The 25,074-nt window shown below is 42.7% G+C and carries 20 protein-coding genes and 1 other RNA gene; 8 read left to right on the top strand and 13 right to left on the bottom strand.

What is annotated here, in order from left to right; genetic code table 11:
• Positions 1-313: 313 nt before the first annotated feature.
• Positions 314-694, top strand: coding sequence for a response regulator (locus tag MUP17_07950; GenBank protein ID MCJ7458909.1), 381 nt, complete (start codon positions 314-316; stop codon positions 692-694).
• Between the two features lie 71 nt (positions 695-765).
• Here the strand turns inward: MUP17_07950 and MUP17_07945 are convergent, their stop codons facing one another.
• The 9 genes from MUP17_07945 to MUP17_07905 all read right to left on the bottom strand — a co-directional run bounded on the left by MUP17_07945 (position 766) and on the right by MUP17_07905 (position 9,295).
• Positions 766-1,224 (bottom strand): peroxiredoxin, encoded by a 459-nt coding sequence (locus MUP17_07945; protein ID MCJ7458908.1) that lies wholly within the window; start codon positions 1,222-1,224, stop codon positions 766-768.
• Between the two features lie 102 nt (positions 1,225-1,326).
• Positions 1,327-1,560: a type II toxin-antitoxin system HicA family toxin gene (locus tag MUP17_07940; protein ID MCJ7458907.1), complete on the bottom strand. Its 234-nt coding sequence runs from the start codon at positions 1,558-1,560 to the stop codon at positions 1,327-1,329.
• Positions 1,557-1,775 (bottom strand): type II toxin-antitoxin system HicB family antitoxin, encoded by a 219-nt coding sequence (locus MUP17_07935; GenBank protein ID MCJ7458906.1) that lies wholly within the window; start codon positions 1,773-1,775, stop codon positions 1,557-1,559. Before MUP17_07935 ends, MUP17_07940 begins: the two co-directional genes overlap by 4 nt.
• 12 nt (positions 1,776-1,787) lie before the next feature.
• Complete coding sequence (locus MUP17_07930; protein MCJ7458905.1) at positions 1,788-2,291, bottom strand: ferritin family protein; 504 nt, start codon at positions 2,289-2,291, stop codon at positions 1,788-1,790.
• Between the two features lie 13 nt (positions 2,292-2,304).
• A complete protein-coding gene (locus tag MUP17_07925) occupies positions 2,305-3,954 on the bottom strand; it encodes a formate--tetrahydrofolate ligase (protein ID MCJ7458904.1) in 1,650 nt (549 codons plus the stop codon).
• A 1-nt stretch (position 3,955) separates the two neighbouring features.
• Entirely contained in the window at positions 3,956-5,689 is a 1,734-nt protein-coding gene (locus MUP17_07920; protein ID MCJ7458903.1) for an NAD+ synthase, read from the bottom strand.
• Between the two features lie 375 nt (positions 5,690-6,064).
• The gene (mtgA, locus tag MUP17_07915; GenBank protein MCJ7458902.1) at positions 6,065-6,838 is read right to left on the bottom strand and encodes a monofunctional biosynthetic peptidoglycan transglycosylase; all 774 of its coding nucleotides are present in this window, start codon (positions 6,836-6,838) and stop codon (positions 6,065-6,067) included.
• Positions 6,839-6,991: 153 nt separating this feature from the next.
• Positions 6,992-8,251, bottom strand: a complete 1,260-nt coding sequence (locus MUP17_07910) for a right-handed parallel beta-helix repeat-containing protein (protein MCJ7458901.1) — start codon at positions 8,249-8,251, stop codon at positions 6,992-6,994.
• A gap of 51 nt (positions 8,252-8,302) precedes the next feature.
• Entirely contained in the window at positions 8,303-9,295 is a 993-nt protein-coding gene (locus MUP17_07905) for a DUF1028 domain-containing protein (GenBank protein ID MCJ7458900.1), read from the bottom strand.
• Positions 9,296-9,765: 470 nt separating this feature from the next.
• Here MUP17_07905 and MUP17_07900 point away from each other — a divergent pair, with 470 nt between their 5' ends.
• The gene (locus MUP17_07900) at positions 9,766-10,719 is read left to right on the top strand and encodes a Gfo/Idh/MocA family oxidoreductase (protein ID MCJ7458899.1); all 954 of its coding nucleotides are present in this window, start codon (positions 9,766-9,768) and stop codon (positions 10,717-10,719) included.
• A gap of 167 nt (positions 10,720-10,886) precedes the next feature.
• On the opposite strand, the gene MUP17_07895 is transcribed toward MUP17_07900, so the two are convergent.
• From MUP17_07895 to ssrA, 3 genes are all read right to left on the bottom strand, one after another.
• The gene (locus MUP17_07895; protein MCJ7458898.1) at positions 10,887-12,089 is read right to left on the bottom strand and encodes a hypothetical protein; all 1,203 of its coding nucleotides are present in this window, start codon (positions 12,087-12,089) and stop codon (positions 10,887-10,889) included.
• 169 nt (positions 12,090-12,258) lie between these two features.
• Positions 12,259-13,134 (bottom strand): hypothetical protein, encoded by an 876-nt coding sequence (locus MUP17_07890; GenBank protein MCJ7458897.1) that lies wholly within the window; start codon positions 13,132-13,134, stop codon positions 12,259-12,261.
• A gap of 109 nt (positions 13,135-13,243) precedes the next feature.
• Positions 13,244-13,629, bottom strand: a transfer-messenger RNA (tmRNA) gene (gene ssrA / locus MUP17_07885).
• Positions 13,630-13,940: 311 nt separating this feature from the next.
• On the opposite strand from ssrA, the gene MUP17_07880 reads away from it, so the two are divergent.
• From MUP17_07880 to MUP17_07865, 4 genes are all read left to right on the top strand, one after another.
• Complete coding sequence (locus MUP17_07880; protein ID MCJ7458896.1) at positions 13,941-15,932, top strand: dockerin type I domain-containing protein; 1,992 nt, start codon at positions 13,941-13,943, stop codon at positions 15,930-15,932.
• Positions 15,933-16,088: 156 nt separating this feature from the next.
• Positions 16,089-17,429 carry an insulinase family protein gene (locus tag MUP17_07875; protein ID MCJ7458895.1) on the top strand — a complete coding sequence of 447 codons (1,341 nt, stop codon included), beginning with the start codon at positions 16,089-16,091 and terminating at the stop codon, positions 17,427-17,429.
• Positions 17,430-17,464: 35 nt separating this feature from the next.
• Positions 17,465-18,964: an insulinase family protein gene (locus MUP17_07870; protein ID MCJ7458894.1), complete on the top strand. Its 1,500-nt coding sequence runs from the start codon at positions 17,465-17,467 to the stop codon at positions 18,962-18,964.
• A gap of 333 nt (positions 18,965-19,297) precedes the next feature.
• On the top strand, positions 19,298-21,001 hold the full coding sequence (locus tag MUP17_07865; protein ID MCJ7458893.1) for an AMP-binding protein: 1,704 nt from the start codon (positions 19,298-19,300) through the stop codon (positions 20,999-21,001).
• Positions 21,002-21,298: 297 nt separating this feature from the next.
• On the opposite strand, the gene MUP17_07860 is transcribed toward MUP17_07865, so the two are convergent.
• A complete protein-coding gene (locus MUP17_07860; GenBank protein ID MCJ7458892.1) occupies positions 21,299-23,143 on the bottom strand; it encodes an aspartyl protease family protein in 1,845 nt (614 codons plus the stop codon).
• Positions 23,144-23,644: 501 nt separating this feature from the next.
• Between MUP17_07860 and MUP17_07855 the strand changes: the two genes are divergently transcribed.
• The gene (locus MUP17_07855) at positions 23,645-23,974 is read left to right on the top strand and encodes a metalloregulator ArsR/SmtB family transcription factor (GenBank protein MCJ7458891.1); all 330 of its coding nucleotides are present in this window, start codon (positions 23,645-23,647) and stop codon (positions 23,972-23,974) included.
• 26 nt (positions 23,975-24,000) lie between these two features.
• On the top strand, positions 24,001-25,059 hold the full coding sequence (arsB, locus tag MUP17_07850; GenBank protein ID MCJ7458890.1) for an ACR3 family arsenite efflux transporter: 1,059 nt from the start codon (positions 24,001-24,003) through the stop codon (positions 25,057-25,059).
• Positions 25,060-25,074: the final 15 nt, after the last annotated feature.

Genomic DNA, 25,074 nt, shown 5'->3' with positions numbered 1-25,074 from the left:
GATGAGGCAAAAGAACTTTACCAAATCATCAAAGAGGAAATAAAAAGAGAAAATCTTTTCGAATAGAAAAGGAACCTATTTTTGGTAACCGTAGAAATAAAGACTAAGGAGTAACGCAACCTGAAGGTTGCGGCTACCCCTTCAAAATCAGTAAACCCACGTTGCCCTCAACGTGGGTTTATTCTTTAAAATATGGTAAATAAAAAAGTATAGATAGAACATCTGTCCTTTTTTATTGAGGAAAGCTCTTCTCCAGCCGATAATAGTATTAAATACAGTTTTGTTCGATCATTTTGAGAGGAATAGGCAGTATATGAGTCATGGTTTTAAAAACAAAAAAGTTCTGATAGTAGAAGACAATCCGAATATGTCCAGTCTCCTGGCAGACATATTGCTTCAGTGTTTTGATCTTACCAGCAAGAAAGCACAGGATGGGGAGGAAGCTTTGGATATTTTAAATGAGGAAACCTTCGACCTGGTGATAACTGACCTGATGATGCCCAAGATGAATGGACATGAGCTTTTAAAGACCGTGAAGCATAATTTCCCTAAACTTCCAGTAGTTCTTATAACCGGCTACGAAGCAGAATTTAATCCGGAAGAGGAACCCAGACCAGATGGATTTCTACTAAAGCCCTTCAAAGTCCAGCAGATAGATGAGGTTTTAAAACGTATTCCTAATTTTCAAAGGTAGTTTATATAAGTTTTCCGTCGGGTCAGGGGACCCGACGACCACATAAAATATCAAAAATCTTAAAAGATAGGCTACTTTAAATCCTCTAAAACCTTTAAAAGCTCGCTGTTTTCCCTCTGCTGGGGGATATCATAAACCTGAACGTAGCGAACGATCCCTTCTTTATCTATTATCACCGTAGCCCGGTTGGTTATGCCGAGATCAGATAAATATAGCCCGTATTTGGAGGCAACTGCTCCTTTGGGGTGGAAATCGGACAAAAGCGGATATTTAATCTGGAGCTTCTCCGCAAAAGCCTTGTGTGACCAGATATTGTCAACGCTTATGCTGAAGATTTGCGCATTCAAATTCTCAAATCTTTTCAGGTCGTTGACAAAACAGACATTTTCCTTACTGCATACCGGACTGAAATCCGCCACATAAAAGGCTAAGACCACGTTTTTTCCTTTGAAATCTGATAACTTATATTCCTTATCATCATGCCCCTTTAATGCAAAATCCGGGGCTTTCTCTCCTGGCTTTATAGGCATTTTTTCCTCCTTTAAATTTTTTTAGGAGTGCACAATTCTACTGATCCCGGTTCACTCCATTCAGGGGGGCCAGAGACTGAGATGTTCTGTGATCTAATAAAGTTACATTTTCTCTAATTGCTTGCTAAATTGCTCAGCAGTCATCTCGATTTCCCGAAGGATTTCACGAATCAGTGGTCGGGCAAGGTCCCTTCCTGGATGATTAGGAACCGTGGTAGTTCTTCCATCAGGGTGACGAAAGAACACATGACTTCCCTTTTGCCGCACTGGTTTGAAGCCTAAGCTGAGTAGCAGTTTTTCCATTATTTTGAAGTCCGTAATCGGTAGGCGGCTCATATAACCACCTCAATCTGCTGAAGGCCTATAAAATGCGGTAAGTCTTCTACTGGGCCTTTGTACTCTTCAAGACATAGTTCCAAAACTTCTTTGAGATTTTTCTGGAGTTCGTCCAGAGTCGCACCCTGGGTATGGGCCCCGGGGATGCCGGGAACAATTCCTACGTAAAGTTTAGTCTCAGGATCCCATTCTACATAGGCGGTAAAGGTTTTCATCGTTCACCTCCTTTAGATATCCGGGAAAAATCTGGCGTCCTGCCAGTAAGCCTCTTTGAGATATTGCTGCTGGGTAATCAGCGCTTTGAGATGCTCCTGTTCCCATTGCACTAAATAGGAGAAAAGGTTTTTAACCTCCTCATCTCCGCTTTCTTCAGCAGATTTCCGGTAAAATTCGATTGAATTTTTCTCTAAAAGCGCTCCGATGGATAAGGCTGACATCTCGAAGTGCATATCTTTGATCCTTTTCTTGAAATCCTCAGAGAAGATCGGGCTGGGGCTTTCCGATTTGAAGAATTCAACTTTTTTATCCTTGAACTCTATCCCTCCGGTTTTTCTCACTTTCTCATACTGTCCCTTTAAAATCTGATAATGTTTTTTCTCATCCTCTGCCAGAGATGAGAAGACCTCCTTTCCCTTCTGGTCTGCAGTTTTCTCTGAGGCTAATTTGTAAAAATGGTACCCGTCTATTTCCACCTGCATGGCATTGGAGAGTATGTCTAATAGTTTTTCCATCTTTGCTCCTTTTCTAAGTTAGCCCGGTTATGTTTCCGTACTTGTCTAAATCGAAATTGAAAGCAGCCGGGTTGGTGGGGAGTCCTGGCATAGTCATGATATCACCGGCTAAGGCATAAAGGTAACCTGCACCGGTTGCAGGTCTCAAATCCTCAATGGGAAGACGAAAATTCTCTGGTCTTCCTTTGAGCTTGGGGTCATGGGAAAAAGAGTAAGGGGTCTTGGCTATGCACATTGGTAAAAAATCTAATCCCCAGGATTTGAAAAGGTCTATCTTTTTCTCAGCTAAGGGGAAGTAAAGTACCTCGCCGGCTCCGTAGATTTTTTTGGCGATGGTTTCAATTTTTTCCTTTATCCCTCCGCCTTCGTACAGGAATTTAAAACAGCACCCTCTCTGACACAATTTTACAGCCTTTTCAGCTAATTCTGTTCCGCCTTCTCCGCCTTTGTCGAACATCTCTGCCACTGCTACGTCATCTGCTCCTGCCTGGAGCGATTTTTCCTTCAAGAGCGAAAGCTCTGCTTCGCTATCCTCAGGAAAACGGTTGATAGCCACTAGAACCGGCAGGCCGAAAAGTTTAAGATTCTGTATATGCTTTTGCAGGTTTCCGCACCCTTTTTCCAGGGTCTCAAGGTTTTCCTGGTCAATTGCTTTCTTATCATAAATACCTATTCCATGCATCATCAGGCTCTTGACTGTAGCAACTAAGACCGCCAGATCAGGGGTTAACCCGGATTCCCGGCATTTGATATCCATCAATTTTTCTGCACCGCAGTCAGCTCCAAACCCTGATTCAGTCACCACATAATCAGCCAGTTTCAGGGAGATGAGGTCAGCAATCACTGAAGAGTTACCGTGGGAAATATTGGCAAAGGGACCAGTATGGATAAAGGCAGGGGTTCCCTCTGAAGTCTGGACTAAATTGGGATTGAAAGCCTTTTTCAAGACCACTGCCATAGCGCCAGGAGATTTAAAATCCTGAGCTGTTATCATCTTCTTGTTCTGGTCTATGCCCACAGTTATATTTGAGAGGCGTTTCTTGAGGTCTTCTAAATCTGTAGATAAAGATAGAATCGACATCACTTCGCTGGCAGGGGTGATGTCAAAATAAGATTCCCTGGGAATTCCATCAGCTTTACCACCTAAGCCAATGACTATATGTCTTAAAGCCCGGTCATCAATATCTACCACCCTGGGCCAGAAAATCTCAGATATATCCAGGCATAATTTATTTCCCTTTTGCAGATGGGTATCCAGAATAGCTGAGAGTAAATTATGCGCATAACCAACCGCATGAAAATCTCCGGTGAAATGTAAGTTTATCTCCTCTTTGGGCAGAACCTGAGCTTTCCCGCCTCCAGTAGCCCCGCCTTTAAGCCCGAACAATGGTCCCATAGATGGCTGCCTTAAAGTGCAGACAGTTTTTTTACCGATTTTATTTAAAGCTTGAGAGAGACCGATAGCAGTAACTGTTTTTCCCTCTCCGGCCGGGGTAGGGGTGATAGCCGTGACGAAAATATACTTCCCGTTTTTTCTTTCTTTTAATCTGTCTAAGACCTTGAAAGACACTTTGGCAATAGACTTACCGTCCAGCTCTAACTCATCCTCTTTTAAGCCGAGATCTTCTGCTATCTCTAAAATCGGCCTTAGCTTCTCGGACATCTTAGAACTCTTTATATTTATTGGTGATTGGCAATCTGCGGTCTTTTCCAAAGGCTCGGGCAGTAATCTTTATGCCAGGGGGCGCCTGTCTTCTTTTATATTCGCTTCTGTCCACCATCTGCATAACTTTAATTATAGTATCTTCATTAAAACCCAAATCCTTTATTTCCTTGAACCCCTTATCTTCCTCCACATAATATTTTAAAATCGGGTCTAAAACCGGATAAGGAGGAAGAGTGTCAGTATCCTTTTGCCCGGGCTTAAGCTCGGCCGTGGGCTCTCTTTTCAAAATATCTTCCGGGATCAGCTCCTTTTTCTCCTGAGAATTTCTATGGCGGGCTAACTTGTAAACTAAAGTTTTGGGAATATCTTTCAAAACCACAAAGCCACCAACCATATCTCCATACAGAGTAGAATATCCTGCAGCTAACTCGCTTTTATTCCCGGTAGTCAACACCAGCCAGCCGAATTTGTTGGAAAGAGCCATCAAAAGATTACCTCTTATCCTTGCCTGGAGGTTTTCCTCAGTCACGTCCGGCTTTTTACCTTTAAACCCTGAAGACAAAGTTGAGATATAGGTCTCCAGGATTTTCCGGATAGGAAGATTGATAAACTTGGTCCCCAGATTATGAGCTAATTTTTTAGCATCCAAAAGACTTCTTTTAGAAGTAAACTCAGATGGCATAAAAACAGAAATAACGTTTTCTTTACCTAAGGCATCTTTGGCAATCACGGCTACCAGGGCAGAGTCTATTCCTCCGCTCAGTCCAAGGACCGCTTTAGAAAACCCGTTCTTCCTGAGGTAATCTTTAGTCCCCAAAACCAGAGCCTTATAGACTTCAGCCAGAGGCGAGAGAGGTTCCGGATTTATCCTTTTTATCTTTGATTTTCTTCTCTTAAGAGTTTTTTTTGTGACGATTATTTTATTGACGGTTTTAGATTTGAGTTTCTCTTTTTCCGTTCTCCATTTAGGGTCGTGTAATCTTGCCCTGAAAACCTCATCCAAGTCCAGGTCTGCTATTATAAAATCCTCTTCGAACTGTTTACCCCGGCAGATGGTTTTACCTTCAGGGTCAAAAATCATACCCATTCCGTCAAAGACCAGCTCATCCTGGCCTCCAACTAAGTTATTATACAAAATGAAGACCCGATTGTCGCTGGCACGGGTGGAAAGCATCTTTTCCCTTTCTTTCCACTTGTCCATATGATAGGGTGAGGCGTTGATATTCACTATCAGTTCAGCTTCGCCGATTAAAGCCTGAATCTTTGCCGGTCCTTCTGGATACCAGATATCTTCGCAGATATTTACCCCAAAGACGAAGTCGCCCACCTGATAAACAGAGGGTTTTTCACCCGGCTGAAAATAGCGGTATTCGTCAAACACCCCATAATTGGGCAGGTTGCTTTTATAATAAACGTCCACCAGTTTCTTATTATGGATAATGGCTGCTGCATTGAAAACCTCCCCATTTTTATCCACAAAGCCTACCACTGCAGTTAAACCTACAGTCTTCTGGATAATTTTTTTCAAAGCCTTCAGGTTATCTTCGATGAACCGGGGCTTGAGGAGCAGATCCTCAGGCGGATATCCGGTGATGGCAAGCTCAGGAAAACATATCAGCTCAACCCCAATTTTTCTGGCTTTGTCCAAATACTGGATTATCTTCTTGGTATTTCCCCCTAAATCCCCTACGGTGCAGTTTATCTGTGCCATCCCGACCCTTAAAGAACGCATCTTTTCTCCCCGGATTTAATCCTTTGACGGTTCTATATATGGCTTATAATAGTTTTTCAGTGCCTTTTTGTCAACGGTTTATTGGGAAGATCTTTTGTAGGGGAGGGGCTTGTCCCCTCCCGTCTCACATACCCGCGGGCGACCACGCGGTTCGACAAGCTCACCGTCCTGAGCAGAAACGAAGGAAGGGTCGCCCCTTCATTCCCCCTCTTCTTTTAAAGGAGAGGGTAAGGGTGAGGTTCTAAGGTAAAGTCGAGTCTTATAAAGGAGGCGCCGATATTTTTAATGGGTAGGGACAAAATCCGCCACAGGCGGATTTTGTCCCTTGTATTTTGCGACCCTAAAAGGGTCGCGCTACGAAATACACGTCTACCATCAAGTTGAATCTTTGGGTTCCTCAACTTGCGGATTCAAAGGTGCTTCATATTCCTCTAAGGTTAAGAATCCGTATTTTAGCATCCGGTTTAAAATTATATTTCTTCTTCTTTCAAATCTTCGGGCGTCTGAGGTAGGCGGGTATTTCCGGGGAAAGGGTAAAGAGGTCGCCATGCAGATCGCCTCATCTGGAGTAAGGTCTGATGATGATTTTTCAAAATAATATCTGGAAGCCGCTTCACAGCCGTAGATTCCATCTCCCCATTCAACTAAATTCAGATAAAGCTCAAAGATCCTTCTTTTGCTCAATGATTTTTCCAATCTGAAGGCAATTAGAATCTCCTTCAATTTTCTCAAAGGATTTTTTGAAGGTGAAAGGTAGAGGTTTTTGGCTAATTGCTGGGTAATGGTGGATGCTCCTCTGGAGAATTTTTTCTTTTTCCAGTCGATCTTTAAGGATTCTTTCATCTCCTGCAGATCTATTCCGCTGTGAGTGAAGAAATTTATATCCTCACCCACTAAAATAGCTTTTTTCAGATAGGGCGAAATCTGGCTATATGGTACCCAGATGCGGTATTCCCTGGGCTTTTTGCCTTTTTTCTCATATTCTTTGTTCCTTATCCGGACTAAAGAGGTGGTCTCAGGATTTTCCTTTTGAAGATATTTTACATCCGGCAGGGTTAAATACTCTAAAAGAAAGATGAGAACAAAAATTAAAAGCAAACCTAAAAAGACATAGCGCCATTTGAATTTTTTTGGTTTTGGAAAGGTCATAGATATGAAATTATAAGGCTTGATAAATCAAGCCTCTACGATTTTTTTAAAAGCTCTTTGTTGGTGTCCTCACCAACAAAGATACTCCGTTGGTCAGGAGACCAACGGAGAGCAAGTGGGGCGCATTGAAATACGCCCCCACCTGAACGGTAATTATCTGCGAGCGTTTGGTCCTCCATACAATCCAGGGTCGCTTATGCTACCGTCTGGATCAGTCAAAAGAGGGTTGCCTTTGTCAATTAGAGTAGAGCCGGATTTCAAATGAAAATCTGTCTGGCTTTCAAAGAGCGGGTCAACTGACAGGTTCCCATTTTGCTCAGTTTGGTCTGGTAAATCTTTGTAGTTGCCTGCGCTATTATTCAAGACGTCATTATAGGTTATGGGAAAATTCGGATTTATATCAGTTGCCCAGATTCCAACGCAGGGGCAGACCCATTCTTTTCTCCAGCCGTTATCAGTGATGATATTATTCGTGCAGACCCCTTTGCACTCTGCGCTCCAGACTGCAAAGCCGCAGTTTCCGTTTCTGGTGATAACATTATTCGAAGCATCCATATAAGATGTACCAGTGGCGATTATACCCCACCCTAAATTCTCGTGCACCAGATTATTCCTCACCACAGCTCTGGAATTTCCAAAGGTTCCGATTCCCTTCCAGTAGCCAGAAATTTCGTTGCGGTAAACCGTCGCCACAGCATCCCAGGTTATCCCTATTCCTGCACCTCGTCCGTCGCAAATAACATTATCTGCAATATAGGCAGTTGCACCCCGGTATAATGCCACTCCGTCCCAGCCGTTATTTTGAATCCGGCTGTTCAGAATATGTATTTCAGAATTCTCCCTTCCGAACACACCTCCGATTCCAACTACGACCCCATCTAACCGGTGAGTGTTGTCCGAGACCTCAAGGTCTTTTATGGTAACAGTGCTGAATTTGGTGACAATCCCTGCATCAGTGGCATTCCCATCCGGGTCCCTTTTTCCTCCGGTTATCTTAAGTTTCGTTATAAATGAATTCCGGCTTTGTTCGAACAAAACTCCATAGCCTGCACTTGTAACCAGGATTGTATTATCTTTTCCACTACCGATTATGTTCAGACCTTTGTTCTGAATTATGAAGCCTCTGGTAGCAGTAACCCTGGTCTTGTGCTCCTGACAGTTGCCGCACAGTTCTTCTATATATTCTTCAGGCTTAGCCTCATAAGTTCCAGGAAAAACGAAGATGGTATCCCCATCTTTTGCCTGGTCAAATGCATACTGCAAATCCCTGAAAGGCTCATCTTTTGACCCGACTCCGATCTTCTTATCTTTGAGGTCATTCACATACCAGGTTCTATTTATCTGGGCTAAAGAGTTCGAGAATAAAACCAAAAGGAAAATAGAGACTATTAGAAACTTGAATGGATTTCTCATATTCTTCGTCTTTTTTTATTTTTGAAAAGCTACAGGCTACAAGCTCCCAGCTTATTTTGTAACTTCCAGAATTCTCTTGATTACCTTCTCGTCTTTCGGTAACAAATCAACTGAAGGAAGCCTTCTTACCAGCTCTTTCCAGATAGGGTCCTTTTCAAAAACCTCTTTAAAGATAGGCAGGGATTGGTCTACCCGGTTGTTGTTCACTAAGGCGGTTGCCTCCCAGAATTCCAACTCCACGTTTTCAGGATATAGTCTCCTTGCTTCAGCATACTCTTTCAGAGCGGTTTTCAGGTCTTTCTTTTCTAAAGCCAGGTCACCTAAATCTGAATGGTGGTAGGCTTCGGCAATTTTTACTAATCTTCTAAGCTCTTTTAAGGGCTCAGGATTATCCTCCACTCTCAAATCCAGGACCTTATCCTGCCAGGGCTTGCCAGAGGATTTACCTTTGACTATCAAAATTGCGGCAGATTGTTTTCCTCGGATATCTCCGCCTTGTGCTTGAGCCGCATCCAGGGCAGCGAGCATCCTCTCAGCCAAACTCCCTTTGGTATTCTCAAAGGCTTTGGACATTGCAGGCCAGACCTTATCATTCAACATCAGATTTGCCTGAACCGAATAGTTTTTCCCGACAATGTGCCCAGCAGCCGGTATGCACTTATCTCCAGTATGAGCTGCCACGTTTCCAGACGCATCAATCATCGCCACCTGGCGAACGGCATTATTCTTATCTCCGGCAAGCAGAGCTTTCAGGGCATCCTGGGCAGTCTTGCCTGCCCTCATCAAATCTAGGCCCAAAGGACCATAAGAGACATCCACCAAGGATTGGGTAGCCACAGCGCCAACCCCTGCCTCAGCCCAGGGGACCACAGGTCCAACTGAGAAATAATGAGACTGAACCGCAACCCCCATCTCGCCGGTTGAAGGGTCACGGGCAACGATGGAATAGGTATGGCAGGGATAAGATTTAAGTTCCTGGGCGTTCGAAAGAGCTACACATAAAAGTAGCATTAAAACTGTCAGGACGATTTTTTTGTGATTCATCTTTCCCTCCTTGAAATAAGGTTTTTATGTGAGGATATTTTATCGTTTCTAAAAGGGATTGTCAAGATAAAGTTGAGTTGAGAAATTGGTGAACCTTACGAGTCATTGCGAGCCCCCGTACGGGGGCGAAGCAATCCGTTTACTCTGAAGGGATTGCTGCGTCGTCCTACGGACTCCTCGCAATGACAGACTATGAGGGGTAATTAGCGTTAGCCCCACGTTGCCCGCAACGTGGGTGATCATATCTCGCAACCAGAAAAGGCGACTCGTGCCATTCTGAGTTCCACCGAAGGTGGGACGAAGAATCTCGCTTTCCGTGTCGCGGATTCTTCGCTTCGTTCAGAATGACAGGTATGGAATCTTTTCCATTTGACAATCTGGACTGCCAGGCGTTTATTATCTCTGTCGAAAAGTAAGAAGAAGAGCAATTTAGTCGATAAAATAAAAGAAATATAATCGGAGAAAAGACAATGTCCAAAAACTTCGCAATAACCGGAGTAGCAGGATATGTGGCGCCAAGGCATCTTAAGGCGATGAAAGAGACCGGTAACAGATTGGTCGCAGCAGTTGATCCGCATGATTCGGTGGGTCTTCTGGACAGTTACTTCGCAGATGTCAGCTTCTTCACCGAGTTCGAGAGATTTGACCGGCATATTGAAAAACTTCGCCGGCAGGGAGAGGACCAGCGTGTGCATTACGTCAGCATCTGCTCTCCTAATTATCTGCACGATGCTCACTGCCGTTTTGCCCTCAGGGTCGGTGCGGATGTTATCTGCGAAAAACCGGTTGTCTTAAACCCCTGGAATATCGATGCACTGCAGGAATTAGAGATGGAGAGCGGGAAAAGGATTTTCACGGTCCTGCAGTTACGGGTTCATCCGTCATTGATCGCACTCAAAGAAAAAGTACAGAAAGAGAAGTCAAGTTCCAAAAAAGAGATTATCCTTACATATATTACTTCCCGCGGTCTTTGGTACCTGATTTCCTGGAAAGGCCAGGTCGACAAATCCGGCGGCTTAGCCACAAACATCGGGATTCATTTCTTTGACCTTTTGCTCTGGCTATTCGGAAAAGTAGAAGGTTCCGAGGTACATCTTGCCACACCCACAAGAACCGCAGGTTATATGGAGCTTGAAAATGCCAGGGTAAAGTGGTTTTTGTCAATCGAGAAAAAAGATCTGCCGGAAGAGTGTAAAAGCAAAGGCAGAACAACATTCCGCTCGATCACCATTGACGGGCATGAAGTCGAATTCTCAGAAGGGTTCACCAATTTGCACACCATTGTTTATCGGGAAACCCTGACAGGCAGAGGATTTGGCCTGGATGATGCCAGACCTTCTGTGGTCTTAGCTCATGATATAAGAAATGCCAAGATAATCGGGGTTAACGAGAATTCACATCCGTTGGTAAGGAATCTCAAGTAGGTCGACCATGTCCGCCCTTCGATAAACTCAGGGCGATGTCTTCGACCCTGAGGCTCAGACCCGAAGGGAGCGAAGTCGAATCGAAGGACTGGTTGACATTTTATCTTAAAATCATTTTCAAGTAGTGACAATGCCTTAACACATATTCCATCTTATAAGTTTGGTCTTTAAGCGAATAGAAAATCGAATATTGAGTGATTGTCTTTCACATAAACTAATAGACAGAACCATGAATTAATTTTATTTTTCTGCTTTTTTGCCAAACAGTACGAAGTCCATTTGCTCTTTGCGTCCTTATCAATTCCATAAAGACCTACAACTGTGAAACCGAATGAGGCTTTTGTATTAAACAGCATACTGAAATTATGCATGTTATGGTCTTTTAAAGTATCTCGTATTACTCTCTCATATTGTTTTGCAAATTCTTCCCTAGAATCTCCACAAAAATCGAGCAATTTTGTTACAATTATTGTAAACCCTGGCCGTTTTGACAACTCTATATTATTAATAATCTTTCTGAATCCCATAGTAAATTGTTGACAAGGCTTTTTCTTTTCAGAAATACCACCTGCACTTTGATAATAATTATCTATTTCATCTGTGTATCCAGTAAGAGTAACACTAGTGAAGTCATCAAGTTCTCCTTCTTTGAAATAAAGATTCTCCTTAAGATAAAACCCAAAAATATCAAGTTCATCCATATTTTCAAATTGAGGGAATTCATTGATTCTAATCCTACTCTGGAGATAATGCAAAAACTGAGATGGAAATTCAATTAGCTCGCTAATCACTCTTAAATCATTCAAATAGACTGACCACGGCCATTCCTTACCGTCTAACAATCCAATTGCCTTAATAGAACTAAGATGAGTTGCCAAAATTCCAAATGAATCTAAAGTTACGTTAATCAGGAAAATATTTTTAAAAAACTTTTTATCACCTATTTTAACGAGAAGTTGATCTTTGGCATCATAAAAACATGGCGTGGCCTCAATATCAATGTAATCTTTTGCCCTTTTACATTGAGAGTATGCTCCAACAATTACTTCATTCACATCCCTCTTTATTCTCTCCACCCCTCCACGCTGAGCACTAATAGAAAGTGGGGCTGACTTTGCCTCTATAAGTAATAGATTTTGATCGTAAAGTATCAGCCCGTCTAACTCTACTCTTTTTTGTTCACCATTTTCTCTTATAGAGTAATATAAATTCTTATAAATTTTCGCTCCTGGTAGCATTTTCGCGAGATAATTAATACTTTTATTTTCTAAGTATGCTTTTCTAATAACTAAGTATTTTGAAGAATAATAATTTGAATCAGCCTCTCTAATTAGATTTTCTAATATCGGCTGGAGATTCTGAACGAGCAAATAAGAAACAAAGCAATAATACTTATTCTGGAATTTAATAATAGGTTTATAAAAAATAACTGATTCGTTTAACGGCCAACCTTCCCAGTTTTTTAATAGAAATTTATCATTTCTGTTATCACCATAAGAACAGCTAAGCAAATCCAATATCTGGGTAGGAACTTTTTTATTAGGCAGAATCTCGTATATCTTCTAGCTCAAGAAATTTGACTCTACTCTTTTTAACCTCAGGGAGTTCATTGAACTGCTCCCTAAAGTTATTGAAATTCTTCAATCTATTGAGATCTTTGTCACTTGTGAACTTAATGAATAAATCGTGTAAATCTTTTGCTTGGCATCTGTAAGCTTCTGCATGACTATTTAGGTTATTAGAAATCTGTTGAAAAACTTCTTTAACCACATTTATAAAATCTATTACCTCATACCCCCAATGTTTTTTAAAAAAATCATTAAGTGGCTGGAATAACTCTCTAGTGGTATCTAAATAATGATCTTGATAAGCTTTCCCTCTTACAACTAAATGTCTTAAAATTGATAGATATCTGAGCTTCTCCTCGATTTGCTCTCTTTTCTTCTCAGCAAATTCAAAACCAAAATATGTCCAAACATCTCTAATGATATTTCTTGCAGAGTCAATTACTTGTTGAGTAATCGAAGAAGTGAGTTTTTTAGGTTTCTCAGGATATTCATCACTTAGGGCTAAGTTTAGCGCAAATTCTATTAAAGGTTGGCCTTTAAAATTTCCATAAGAGTCCGTATCTTGATTATTAATTAGATTGTATGTAGTAACAGGTGACAAAAGTTCAAGTGAGTCATGCTGAGTCAAAAGACTCCTCAGTTCTTGAATCTCTCTATCAATTCTCGACTTTAGAGTTGGTTGTTCCTTTGCAATTTTCTTTAGAAATTCTTGATGATCTTTCTCATCCCAATGGCTACTCATTCGAATAAATCGACCCCTCCTCTCAATTCTCAGAGGCCCGAAATTCAGTATTTCAATATCATTTTGCTCTGGATTCTTTTTTTTATCAATAGGGAAATCATTCATGAGAGTGCATTGGAATGGAATAGCAGAGAGATTTTCTTTTCTAAAAGCAATTTATTAGTCATTAATGTTAGAGCTTTTAACGTAACTTTGAACTGCTCCGGTAATAAAAAACTGGAGGCGGTGGGAATCGAACCCACGTCCGAAGATAAGAACTAAAGGACTTCTACAGGCTTAGCTTAATCTTTTTTCCTTCCCGCTTTTGGCAGGAGGGGATTTCGCTCCGGGAAAGACCGACAAGCAGGTTTAACCCGGAACTATCCCGGTTTTGATTCGCCCTCTTCCCCCAGGAGATAGAAGAAGGCTATCCTGTTTTTCTCGACGCCTTAGCCCGAACCAACAGGCAGGCTCAGGTAAGACGAGCTACCTTTTATTAGGCAGCCAATGCATACGAGTATTCGTTTGCATTTAGATTTGTTCCCAATGGATTAACGAGGTTACTGGGTACCTCGGCCTGCTTTCCTTTACCCTTGATCCCCGTCGAAACCGATCGCCCCCAAGAAAGTGGCATAAGTCCTGTTAAAATATACGTATATCTGGAGAAAATACAACAGGAATTTTACAAGAATTTTCCAGTTTTGAGGGTAAGCAAGGTGTACTCCTGCTCCTGCTGGATGTTATCATCCAGCGTGAAAGCAAAGGAAGTTCAACGCATGACCCACCTTGTGGCAAGGTGGGGATACCGATATAAGGATAGGTGGCAATTATAGGGTGAATTGAGGATTGACTAATTTTGGAAATAAGTTATTATGTATCGATATGTGGTCACTTATTTACATCTCTGGACCAGGGTGGCTAAAGGAGGAGTTTTGTTAAAGTTTTTTAAGTTTTCCCTACTGGGATTCTGGATAGTTTTCTTATTTGCCGGACTGAGTCTGGCTCTGGCTCAGGTTACACCAGTTGGAGACTCTGTTGACCAGAAAATTGCCCAGCTTCAAAAGGAAATTGATGCTAAAGGGTATCACTGGATTGCGGGAAGGAACTGGACATCGGAGCTTTCAGATGAGGAGTTCGATAAGCTTTTAGGTTTTAAGCCACCAAAAGGGTATTATGAATGGCTGGAAAAACAGCCTAAGCTGAGGGCTAAAGCGGGCATGGAATTCCCCCCGGTTTTCGACTGGCGTGATTCGAGTATCGTAACCTCGGTTAAAAATCAAGGCTCCTGTGGGAGCTGCTGGGATTTTGCTGCAACTGGTGCCTTTGAGGCAGCCATAAAAAAACATGATGGAATAGCATATGATCTTTCCGAACAGCAGGTTCTATCCTGCAATGTATATGTGGAGGACGGATGTAATGGAGCCTGGGCTGAGACGGCCTATGAGCTTTTTCAAAGATATGGAGCGGTGTTAGAATCCTGTATGCCTTATCAGGCAAGTGATGGCGTGCCCTGTTCTCAAGACCAATGTCAAATAGTAGCTAAGCTCAAAGGCTGGCAATACGTAGAAAATGATGTTAACGCAATTAAGACTGCACTTCTTACAGGACCAGTATATAGCGGCTTTTCCGTTTATCACGATTTTGACTCTTATTCGAGCGGATGTTACCAGCATACCTCTGGTTACTATCGGGGCGAGCACGCCATAGTAATCGTTGGCTGGGATGATAACTCCTGCGGCACTGGCCAGGGTGCCTGGATCTGTAAAAATAGCTGGGGCGCAAACTGGGGCGGACTGGGTGGATACTTTTATATCAAATGGGGAGATTGTGGCATAGGCAGAAGCACAGTCCTTCCGATTTATCCTCCTGACCCGGTGAATTTGGCTTACGAGTCACATCAGGCTACAGAGTCAGCCGGAGATGGGGATGGAATACTGGATCCAGGCGAAACTATCAAGCTATCAGTTGACCTCAAAAACAGCGGACCGAGTACTGCCACAGGGGTTTCTGCTACATTATCAATTTCCACTCCAGGGATCAATATAACCGGCTCTTCTGGCACTTTTCCTGCAATTGCCCCTGGAGCAACCCAGATTTCAGATTCACCCGGGTTCAGTTTTCAGATCGATCCCTCAGTTCAGCCCGGAACCAGAGCAGATTTCAATTTAGCGATTAGCTCTGACCAGGGCAGTTTCACCGGCACTCTATTTACCCTGATAGGGAAGATGGACACTGTCTTTTTCGATAATATGGAGGGGACTGATAACGGCTGGACACATGGTTTTGTCACCCTTTTGGACGACTGGCAGCACGGAACGCCTCTGGGCGGTAGCAGAACCGACCCTAAGTCTGCTTTCTCCGGAACAAAGATCTGGGCAAATAATCTGAACGACAATTATCCTGACCAGGTGGAAAATTATCTCCTCTCTCCAGTGATCAATTGCGGAAGATATACCAAGACCAGACTGCAATTTCATAGGTGGCTCTCTGTAGAGAAAGCGATCTGGGATACTGCCCAGGTTTCACTCAATGGAAATCTACTCTGGCAAAATGACTCAACCACTGATAATCTGGATATGAAATGGGTGCTTCAGGACTTCGATATCTCCTCAATTGCAGACACTAACTTTTCGGTTCAGCTCAAATACCGGCTCAGGTCAGATGAAGGGCTGCATTTGGGAGGCTGGAACATAGACGACGTCCTCATCCTGGGAATAGCCAGATACAAACGCGGGGATGTCAACGGGGATAACAATATCAGCGTGGCAGATGTAATCTATTTAATAAACTATCTTTTTAAAGGAGGAAATCCTCCCGATCCACTGGAAGCCGGAGATGCCAACTGTGATGGCAATTCAACCGTCTCAGACGTGATCTTCCTGATAAACTATCTGTTTAAAGGCGGACCAGCTCCAGCCTGCTAAACTCAAGTGTCAAGTTTTGGTAGGGGCACGGCACGCCGTGCCCCTACATTTTTATTTCCAGAAAAATCAGTTGACAAATATCTGTAAATAATTTAATTAGACGAGTTGAGCAAGGCAAGAAGCTACAACTAACGAATAGCTAATCAAGGAGAAAATATGAACAAAAGACAAATCTTTAAGGTAAGCATAGTTTCTTTTTTACTCTTGATCTTGATTCCGTTCTTTTCTCTTCCGGCTCAGGAACTCAAACTGGACATAAAGAAAAATGTCCTGGATAACGGGCTTACCATTTTGACCTGCGAGGATAAATCCGCACCCACTATTTCTTATATGACCTTTATAAATGCCGGCTCGCGTGAGGAAAAACCGGGAACTACCGGATTGGCTCACATCTTCGAGCATATGATGTTCCGGGGAACCAAAGAATATCCGGACTATGATAAAGCGGTTACCTCTTTTGGAGCTAATACCAATGCCTCGACTGGCGAGGATTATACCTCTTATTTTGTGAACGTGAAAAAAGATTATCTGGAGAAAATAATCCCGATCGAGGCAGACCGGGTAAGGAATCTAGCCTTTACCAATGAGGCTTTCCGAATGGAGATGGGTCCGGTCAAGGAGGAAAGGAGAAGGGGTGTGGTGGATGACCCGGACGGTTTCATCTGGGATGAGCTGGTCCAGACCGCTTACCAGGTGCATCCTTATCACCATCCGGTAATAGGTTTTGAGGAAGACCTGGAGAAAAATATCCAGGTTCAGGATGGGCTGGATTTCAAAAAGAATTTCTATTCTCCTGGATATACCGCCATCGTCGTAACCGGCAATTTCGATACTCCAAAAGTCCTGGAAGTAATCAAAAAGTATTATGGGGACTGGCAAAAGACTCCTCCTCCTGATCTCAAGATACCGGCTGAGCCGAAGCAGACAAAGGAGAGGGTGAAAAATTACGTGTGGAAGGATTCTGAGATCTCTCCCAAGCTTTTGATCGCTTTTCACGGGCCAAATTTTGAGATAAAAGATGACGATTATTGTGCGCTGGAGCTTGCAGCCCGGGTTCTGTTTATGTCTTCAGGCAGGCTCACTAAAAAGCTTTACAATGACCTACAGCTGGTCGAATATATCTCCGGCGGAATGGGAGATAGAAAGGATCCGGGGCTTTTCGAGATCAGCACCTCTTTAAAAAGGGGAAAATCGATAGATGAGGTGAAACCCCTGATCTTAGAGGAGCTGGAAAAACTGAAAAATGAGCCGGTCTCGGAAAGAGAGCTGGAAAAAGCCAAAAACTCCGTAAAGGCTGAGATGATCTACCGGATGGATAACCCGCTCTCAGTTGCTTATACTATTGGGCATTTTCAGATAGAAGGCGGCGATTACAATCTGCTTTTCGAGATTCAGAAGAAATACTCGGAAGTGAATCCGGGGATGATTCAACAGGTGGCAAAGAAATATTTCAGTCCCGAGAACAGGACTGTGCTTACCTTATTACCCAAGAAGTAGCTTAACTTTCTCAAAAAATAGATGGAGGAATAAAGATGAGAAATACAGGTCTGAAAATCATACTCTTAAGTTTGATTTGTCTTTTACTGGTCTTTTCAATTGATTGCGGCAAGACCCAGAAGCTCAAAATCATTCAGGTGAAAAAGACCGAGATACCGGTGGTTCATTTCCGGGTGATGGTTTTCTCCGGCTCGGCTGATGACCAGAAAGGGAAAGAAGGTTTAGCTTATTTTGCTTCTTCTATGTTGAAAAAAGGTACCCAGTCTTATTCCCGGGAACAGTTAGAAGAGCTTTTGGATTTCCTGAGCGCCAGGATAGATGTCAGCGTGGACAAACAGGTAATCGTGGTGAGCGGGACGACCTTAAAGGAAAATTTAGACAAATTTTACCCGCTCTTCACTGAGGTCCTTTTGAAACCCTCTTTTCCTCAGGAGGAGATAGAAAAACAGAAAAAAGAACAGGAAGATGGGGTCAATATGCTTCTGCAGGATGATGGGGAATTAGTAAAGGAGTGCCTGCAGGATTATATCTACAAAGACCATCCTTACGGACACCCGGTGGTGGGAAGTTTATCATCGATCAAGGGTTTTACCAGGCAGGACGTTCAGGATTTCTATGACACTCATTTTTTAAAGGATAATCTGGTTATCGGCTTAGCCGGAGATATTGATGAAAACTTGGGGGAAAAGGTAAGAAAAGACTTCTCCACTTTAAAAGAAGGGAAAGTGGTTCATCCAGAGGGAACTGTTCAACCTCTTAAGGGTAGAAAACTTCTCTTGGTTGAAAAAGAGGGCAGGGGCCAGACCCAGTTCTGTTTTGGTCATCCGGTTAGTTTCACGCGAAAAGATGAAAAAATGTTTTTCCCTTTGTATGTCGCAAATACCTACTTTGGCAAACATAGAGAATCTTTCGGAGTCTTATTTCAGACAGTCCGCACCGCACACGGGTTGAGCTACGGCGCTTACAGCTATATGGAGTATTTCAGGCAGGCAGGCTGGTCTAATTTAACCTCGCCCAATATTCCGCGCCGGGAGCAGTATTTCAGCATCTGGACTTATCCCAAGAGCATAAACGGTAAATTCACTATGAAATTGGTCTTGAAAGATTTGACTGATTTAGTAGAAGCTGGAGTTCCCAAAGAGGAGTTGGAAAGATATAAGAATTTCGAGATCAACCATTTCCCTTTTGAGATTCAGACCCCCCAGAGGAAATTAGGGCTCCTTTTGGATGAGGAGTTTTATGGTAATTATGGTTTTGTGGACAACTTCGAAAAAAACGTTAAAGGGGTAAGCTCGGACCAGGTTAATTCAGACCTTATGAAGTATATTTTCCCGGATGATATTGCGATAGTGGCAATTGTCAGCAATGCAGAAGATTTCAAAAAAGAGCTTTTCTCAGATCAGACTGTGATTGAATACCCCTCAGGCGTAGATGCTGCATCTTTAAAAGAAGGGGACGATAAGATCAAAGCTTTTGATCTTAAAATCAAGCCCGAGGATGTATCCGTGGTTAAAGTTTCAGAGCTTTTTAGGTAGATTCATATAAGATTTTCTTAGCTGAAAGGGCAGGGTCAGCCTGCCCTTACTTATTTATAAATCGTTCTTTCAGTAATTCTTTGCTAAAGAAGAGGTGGGTCCCTGCATTATTCGTCAGTAGGGGCTTGATTTATCAAGCCTTTTGATGCTGCGGGGCTGGGAGCCCCGCCTACGGGTTCAAGGGTTTTGAATTTCGTCCTGAAAAACGGACCAGGAGCAAGCACCCGTAGGGTAGGATAAGACGGGCAACCTTGCCCGTCCAATTCGTCAAAGGAATCTCTTGACATTTATAGGTTCTAAATAGAATAGTATAGGAAACAGGATTGAGCAAGTATGAATGAGCTCCTGCACAAAAAAGAGCTAAATGAACTTACTATCCCCGAAATGCTAAAGAGGAGCGCACACCTTTTTGGTGATTCTATCGCCTTATCAACTTGGAAGAATGACGAATTCTGTTCACTGACCTACGCTGAGCTTGAAAATAAGGTTGCTCTTTTTGCCAGGGGTCTAAAAGGCTCAGGGATAACTAAAAACGACAGGGTGGGGATAGTTTCCGAGAACAGGCCTGAGTGGGGGATATCTTATTTAGGGATTTTAGGAGCTGGAGGAATTGTAGTTCCCTTAGATCCGTTGCTGAAGTGCTCGGAGATGGAAGCCTTGATTCGAGATTCAGGAATGAAGGGTCTGGTTACCTCAGGTAGATTCATGTTCGACATTCTCGGAATCAAAAAGAAGTTGTCGGGACTTGATTTTCTGGTTTGTATGGATGAGAAAAAGGGAAACGGGATATTTTCATTTTCCGAGATTCTGGATAAAGGCAAGCAGAATAAATCTGAATTGACTGAAGTTTCTCCTGAAGATACCGCAGTCATAATCTATACTTCTGGTACAACCGGAAAGTCCAAAGGTGTGATGCTTTCTCATAAGAACATAATGTCCGATGTCTGGGGAACAAAAAAAGCTTTAGCGCTTTATCCCGAAGACAATTTCCTCTCTCTACTTCCCTTGCATCATACCTTTGAATGCACAGCCGGATTTCTAATACCTCTTTCCGGTGGCTCCAGAGTAACCTATGCCCGCAGTTTAAAATCCAAAGAGATTTTGGAGGATGTAAAGAACAGCGGAGTCACAATAATTCTTGGGGTTCCACTTTTGTATGAGAAGCTTTTCACTGGCTTGAGGAAAAATATCCAGAAAAAGTCCTTTCTAACCCGGACTTTTTTTAACCTGAGCTTTAATTTAACGAAAACCGTTAAGAAATTATCTGGAAGAAACCTGGGGAAATATGTCTTCAAAAACTTAAGGGAGAAAGCCGGGCTTTCCAGTTTGAGAATCTTAATCTGCGGGGCAGCTCCTCTTCCCTCTATAATACCTGAATGCTTTGACCTTTTAGGGATTAAATTCCTTCAGGGTTACGGTCTGACTGAGACCTCACCGGTTCTTACTTTAAATCCATACGACAAGCCCAAGTATTCATCAGTTGGGTTGCCGATTCCGGGAGCCGAAATTAAAATTTTTGAGCCGGATAAGGATGGGGTTGGTGAGATTTTAGCTAAAGGGAATATGGTGATGAAAGGGTATTATAATAATCCTGAGGAAACTGAAAAGGTTTTGAAAAATGGCTGGCTTTATACTGGGGATTTAGGCTGGAAAGATAAGGATGGGTATTTTTATATAGTAGGACGTAGAAAGAATGTTATCGTTTCCAGCGCAGGAAAGAATATCTATCCGGAGGAAATCGAAAATCAGCTAATCCAGTCCCCTTGTATTTTAGAAGCTTTAGTTTTAGGAAAGAAAGTGTCTGGTGGTGAAGAGGTAGAGGCAGTAGTTGTGCCGAATCTGGAATATATTCAACAGCTACAGGGTGACAAGATTCCAGATGAGGAGAATCTGAGGCTTTTGATGAAACAGGAAATTGAAAAATGTTGTGAGGGGATTGCAGATTACAAAAGGGTAAAACATTTCCAGATCAGGAAAGAAGAGTTCGAGAAGACCTCGACAAGGAAGATAAAGAGATTTTTGTTTAAACAGATATAGCGGTAGGATAGACTTTCAGTCTGTCCCTTGCTCTCTTGCTCCCGCTGGATGTTATCATCCAGCGGAAAAGATAACGGGGATGATAACATCCCCGTTGAGCTAGAATCAAATATGTAACATCCTCACTCACGTGGGGACGGTCGAGCGGTAGAGACGCATGGCCATGCGTCTCTACGTTCCTATGGGTTCACCCGATCAGTAGAACAGACATTTTTGTCTGTTCTAAATGGTCAGACAGGAATGTCTGACCTACCGATAGCGTTTTTTGTAGGGGCGTTTAATTAAACGCCCCTACACTTAAATCAAACTTTTCAGCTTGAAAGAAACCTCTCTTGATTTATCGTCTTTTTTCAACTGTAATTTTATCTTAGTCCCGTCTTTGCCTGACAGAAGGTCTCTCAACTGGCTCAGGGAATATTTGACAACCGGCTCGCCGTTTAAAGAGATTATCTCTTCACCCGGCTCTATCTTAATCTTTTCTGCAGGAGAGCCGGCGTAAATCCTCTGAATCAGAAACTTCCCATCCTTCGAGAGTATCATCAGCCCGCTTTTATCGAACTCATCTTTCTGGTTAAAATATTCATTCTTCTCCAGGATTACCTTTTTGTTCTCATAGTCGAAAATCACCTTAAATCTCTTTAAAATTGCACCACCTATGTTTCCCTGAGTTTTCTCGCTCTTGAAAGCTCCCTCTTCTGCTAAGCTTAAGCCGGTTATTGGCTCTTTAATTGTAAAATTTCCGATCTGTATCGCTTTTATTCTGGTCTGCAAGGATTTGGTCTCCCCTCCGATCCCTGCTCCCCCAAAAGCCTCGATGGCATCAGGATATCTTTTCAAAAAACCGTTTTCCTTTACAAAAGGCGCGTGCAGGTCCAGACTTTTTCTGGAGCCAGTATCCAGAGTGAACATCCCCTCATATTTTCCATCCACAGTCGCTTTTAGGTGCGGGGTGTTTCCGTAAAGCTCGATCTCCAAACTCTCGCCTTTTCCGGCATAATTGAAGGACTTGGGGTCATAAAAAGTCAGTTTGCTGTTCTGATAATCTATCTCGAAAACAAACCGGCTCAAAAAATCGTAACCTAAAATCCCGTCCATCTCCCTGCCTTCATAAATATTCATCGGGCTTAAATTTAAACTGACGATCTTCTGCTGGGACATCTTAAGGTCACCTAACTGCAGAGACTGAAGCTCTAAAATTCCGGCATCCTCGGACCCGCCTACCCCTTTGGCTTCGAATTTACCGGTTATCTCCAGGCCTATATTTTTGGCAAAGGTCAAATCTATGCAGGAAGCACCAGCACCGGTATCCAGGAGAAAATAGGCTGGATATGTGCTGTTGACCAGAACCTGGATGTAAATGTGGTTATTGGCTAATTCAAAAGGAACAGTGGTTTTTCCGTCCGGAGTGGAGAACGCATAATCTTTTACCTTCTCCTGAGACATCTGGAAAACCGATGGATCGACTGCAACATTGAATTTTACCTCAGTGATAGTCACGTCTGTATCATACTGGGGCTTACCCGTGGTGGTATGCGAATGAAAGGGGATTTTTATTCCCTGGATTTCACGATAGTCCGTAAGATAAGTAGTAGCCACATCTATATCCATCTTCTGCTGGTATTTATCCAATAGATAGGTGTCCTTGTTTATGAAGAGCTTGCGAGGCTCACCTCCTTCGGGTTTTATCTCCACAACATAGTATTGTCCCAGACTGTCCTTTTCATCACCTAAGTAAGTCAGGTCCCTTCTATATTCATCCGGGAAAAAATAAAGGAAGTTTCCGAAATAGTTTTCAGTCCAGGCAAATGACTTCTCAATTTTTTCCAACTCCCTTATTTTTCCGTTCTGGTCTTTGGTCCAGTAAGTGTTTCCGTCTGTGCCGGAGCTAACTTGAAGTATCTTAAAATCCACATCCTGACGGGATAGATTAGGAAACTCCGAGTAAGAAGTAAACTCACCCTGCAGCCCTCCTGTGCTGACAGTTCCTTTCACGTAGGTGGTTTTTACCTGCAGAAGGTTGTCCTTTCCTCCTATTGCTTCAAGATGTTTGGTGAGGATCTCCTCTGCCGGCATTACCTGACTGAAAGCACACAGTATAAAAGCCAGCAGGACTGCCAGAGATAAACTTATCCTTTTTCTCATAACAACTCCCGGTTTAAGGTTGAGTTAATAATACTATAAAAACTACGCTGAGAAAAGCAAAAAAGTTCCAGAAATTTCTTAATTCACTCTCGGTAATTCCGCCTTGTCCTCTAAACGGGACAAATGAATCATTGAGAAGGGTATAATCCTTTGTCCTTCCTAAAGAGAGGGCAAGAGAGAGGTTTTCCGTCGGGTCAGGGGACCCGACGGGCACGTAGGGAAAAGTTCCAGAAATTCTTTTTGTAGGGACAGAACAGTGTTCTGTCCAATTAGGGAGTGGAGCACAACTACAGCCCGTGCCAGAATTGTTATTCTGAGCCCAAAGGGCGAAGAATCTATTAAATTTGAGCGCAAGGAAGATTCTTCGGTCGTCCATCTGGACTCCCCTAGAATGACAGTTTTCAATATCTCCATTGACAATAAAACAAAAAATCGTTTATTATATCCGTATATTCGAATATACGTATATATTTCTGGGGAATTATGCAGAGACAAACTAAGATGATTAAAGCTTTGGGGGATGAGACCAGGCTTCGGATTTTGAAGCTTCTCTTGAGAAAAGAACTCTGTGTTTGTGAGTTAGAGGCTGCGCTGAACCTGCCTCAGTCCAAAGTCTCCAGACACCTTACGGTTCTTCGCTCAGTAGGCCTGGTAGAGGATAGAAGAGAGGGCACCTGGATTTTTTACTCCCTGTTCAAACCCAGAGATGATTTTGAGAAAGCGGTCTGGCTGATTGTAAAAAATGCTCTTGCTGATAACGATCTGGTTAAGGAAGATGAGAAAAGGCTGAAGAAAAAACTTTCTCAGGTTTATGCTTATAAGTGCAGTTAACTCTCGCTAAATATTGGAGTCGTTAAATGTCCCAAGGAGGCAAAAAACTTTCGTTCTTGACTAGATTTCTAACTCTGTGGATATTCTCCGCGATGTTCGCAGGGGTGGGGATAGGCTATTTTGCACCGGATATAACTAAATTCATTGCTGGTTTACAGGTAGGAACCACCTCTATTCCCATAGCCATCGGTTTAATCCTGATGATGTATCCTCCGTTGGCAAAAGTGAGATATGAGGAGCTGGGCAAGGTCTTCAAAGATATTAAAGTAGTGACTTTATCACTTATCCAGAACTGGGTCATAGGTCCGATTCTGATGTTTTTTCTGGCTATCCTTTTTTTGCGCAATCAGCCTCATCTGATGTATGGAGTTATCCTCATCGGGCTGGCACGCTGCATCGCGATGGTGATCGTATGGAATCAACTGGCTGGAGGGGATACAGAGTATGCTGCAGCCCTGGTTGGTTTGAACTCACTTTTTCAGGTCTTTTTCTATTCCATTTATGCTTACCTTTTCATAACCATTCTTCCCAAATTGTTTGGAGTGGCAGAGGGGATTGCAGTAAATGTAACCATAGGGCAGATTGCCAGAAGCGTGTTTGTCTACCTGGGTGTACCTTTCATCGCGGGAATAATCACCCGCTTTGCCTTGATAAAAGCAAAAAACAAAAGCTGGTATGAAGAAAAATTTATCCCTAAAATTTCTCCTGTAACCCTGATTGCCCTGCTCTTCACCATCATCATTATGTTTTCCCTTAAAGGAAATTATATTGTTCAGCTTCCTTTAGATGTGGTCAAAGTGGCTATTCCCCTGGTCATTTACTTCCTGCTTATGTTCTTTGTCAGTTTCTATATGTCTTACAAACTTGGAGTCAATTATCCAAAGACGACAGCGCTTTCCTTTACCGCTGCCAGCAACAATTTTGAATTAGCCATTGCGGTGGCAGTTGCAGTATTCGGCATAAACTCCGAAGAGGCTTTCGCCACCGTGATCGGGCCTCTGTTAGAGGTTCCGGTTCTGATAAGTCTGGTGAATGTAGCTTTAAGATTTAGAACAAAATACTTCAAAGCGGAAGAGCAAACTTAAGAGACGAAACCTTTA

The sequence above is a fragment of the Candidatus Zixiibacteriota bacterium genome, from assembly GCA_022865345.1.
Lineage (GTDB): Bacteria > Zixibacteria > MSB-5A5 > MSB-5A5 > RBG-16-43-9 > RBG-16-43-9.
Note: the sequence above shows the minus strand (reverse complement) of the source record. Positions and strands in the feature narration are given on the sequence as shown.

Coding starts and splice junctions, on each gene's coding strand:
- MUP17_07935 (MCJ7458906.1), bottom strand. CDS start 1,775: ATGAAAACCTTTACCGCCTATGTAGAATGGGATCCTGAGACTAAACTT.
- MUP17_07930 (MCJ7458905.1), bottom strand. CDS start 2,291: ATGGAAAAACTATTAGACATACTCTCCAATGCCATGCAGGTGGAAATA.
- MUP17_07865 (MCJ7458893.1), top strand. CDS start 19,298: ATGAATGAGCTCCTGCACAAAAAAGAGCTAAATGAACTTACTATCCCC.
- MUP17_07910 (MCJ7458901.1), bottom strand. CDS start 8,251: ATGAGAAATCCATTCAAGTTTCTAATAGTCTCTATTTTCCTTTTGGTT.
- MUP17_07855 (MCJ7458891.1), top strand. CDS start 23,645: ATGATTAAAGCTTTGGGGGATGAGACCAGGCTTCGGATTTTGAAGCTT.
- MUP17_07905 (MCJ7458900.1), bottom strand. CDS start 9,295: ATGAATCACAAAAAAATCGTCCTGACAGTTTTAATGCTACTTTTATGT.
- MUP17_07890 (MCJ7458897.1), bottom strand. CDS start 13,134: ATGAATGATTTCCCTATTGATAAAAAAAAGAATCCAGAGCAAAATGAT.
- MUP17_07900 (MCJ7458899.1), top strand. CDS start 9,766: ATGTCCAAAAACTTCGCAATAACCGGAGTAGCAGGATATGTGGCGCCA.
- MUP17_07945 (MCJ7458908.1), bottom strand. CDS start 1,224: ATGCCTATAAAGCCAGGAGAGAAAGCCCCGGATTTTGCATTAAAGGGG.
- MUP17_07870 (MCJ7458894.1), top strand. CDS start 17,465: ATGAGAAATACAGGTCTGAAAATCATACTCTTAAGTTTGATTTGTCTT.
- MUP17_07950 (MCJ7458909.1), top strand. CDS start 314: ATGAGTCATGGTTTTAAAAACAAAAAAGTTCTGATAGTAGAAGACAAT.
- MUP17_07940 (MCJ7458907.1), bottom strand. CDS start 1,560: ATGAGCCGCCTACCGATTACGGACTTCAAAATAATGGAAAAACTGCTA.
- MUP17_07920 (MCJ7458903.1), bottom strand. CDS start 5,689: ATGCGTTCTTTAAGGGTCGGGATGGCACAGATAAACTGCACCGTAGGG.
- mtgA (MCJ7458902.1), bottom strand. CDS start 6,838: ATGACCTTTCCAAAACCAAAAAAATTCAAATGGCGCTATGTCTTTTTA.
- MUP17_07860 (MCJ7458892.1), bottom strand. CDS start 23,143: ATGAGAAAAAGGATAAGTTTATCTCTGGCAGTCCTGCTGGCTTTTATA.
- arsB (MCJ7458890.1), top strand. CDS start 24,001: ATGTCCCAAGGAGGCAAAAAACTTTCGTTCTTGACTAGATTTCTAACT.
- MUP17_07925 (MCJ7458904.1), bottom strand. CDS start 3,954: ATGTCCGAGAAGCTAAGGCCGATTTTAGAGATAGCAGAAGATCTCGGC.
- MUP17_07875 (MCJ7458895.1), top strand. CDS start 16,089: ATGAACAAAAGACAAATCTTTAAGGTAAGCATAGTTTCTTTTTTACTC.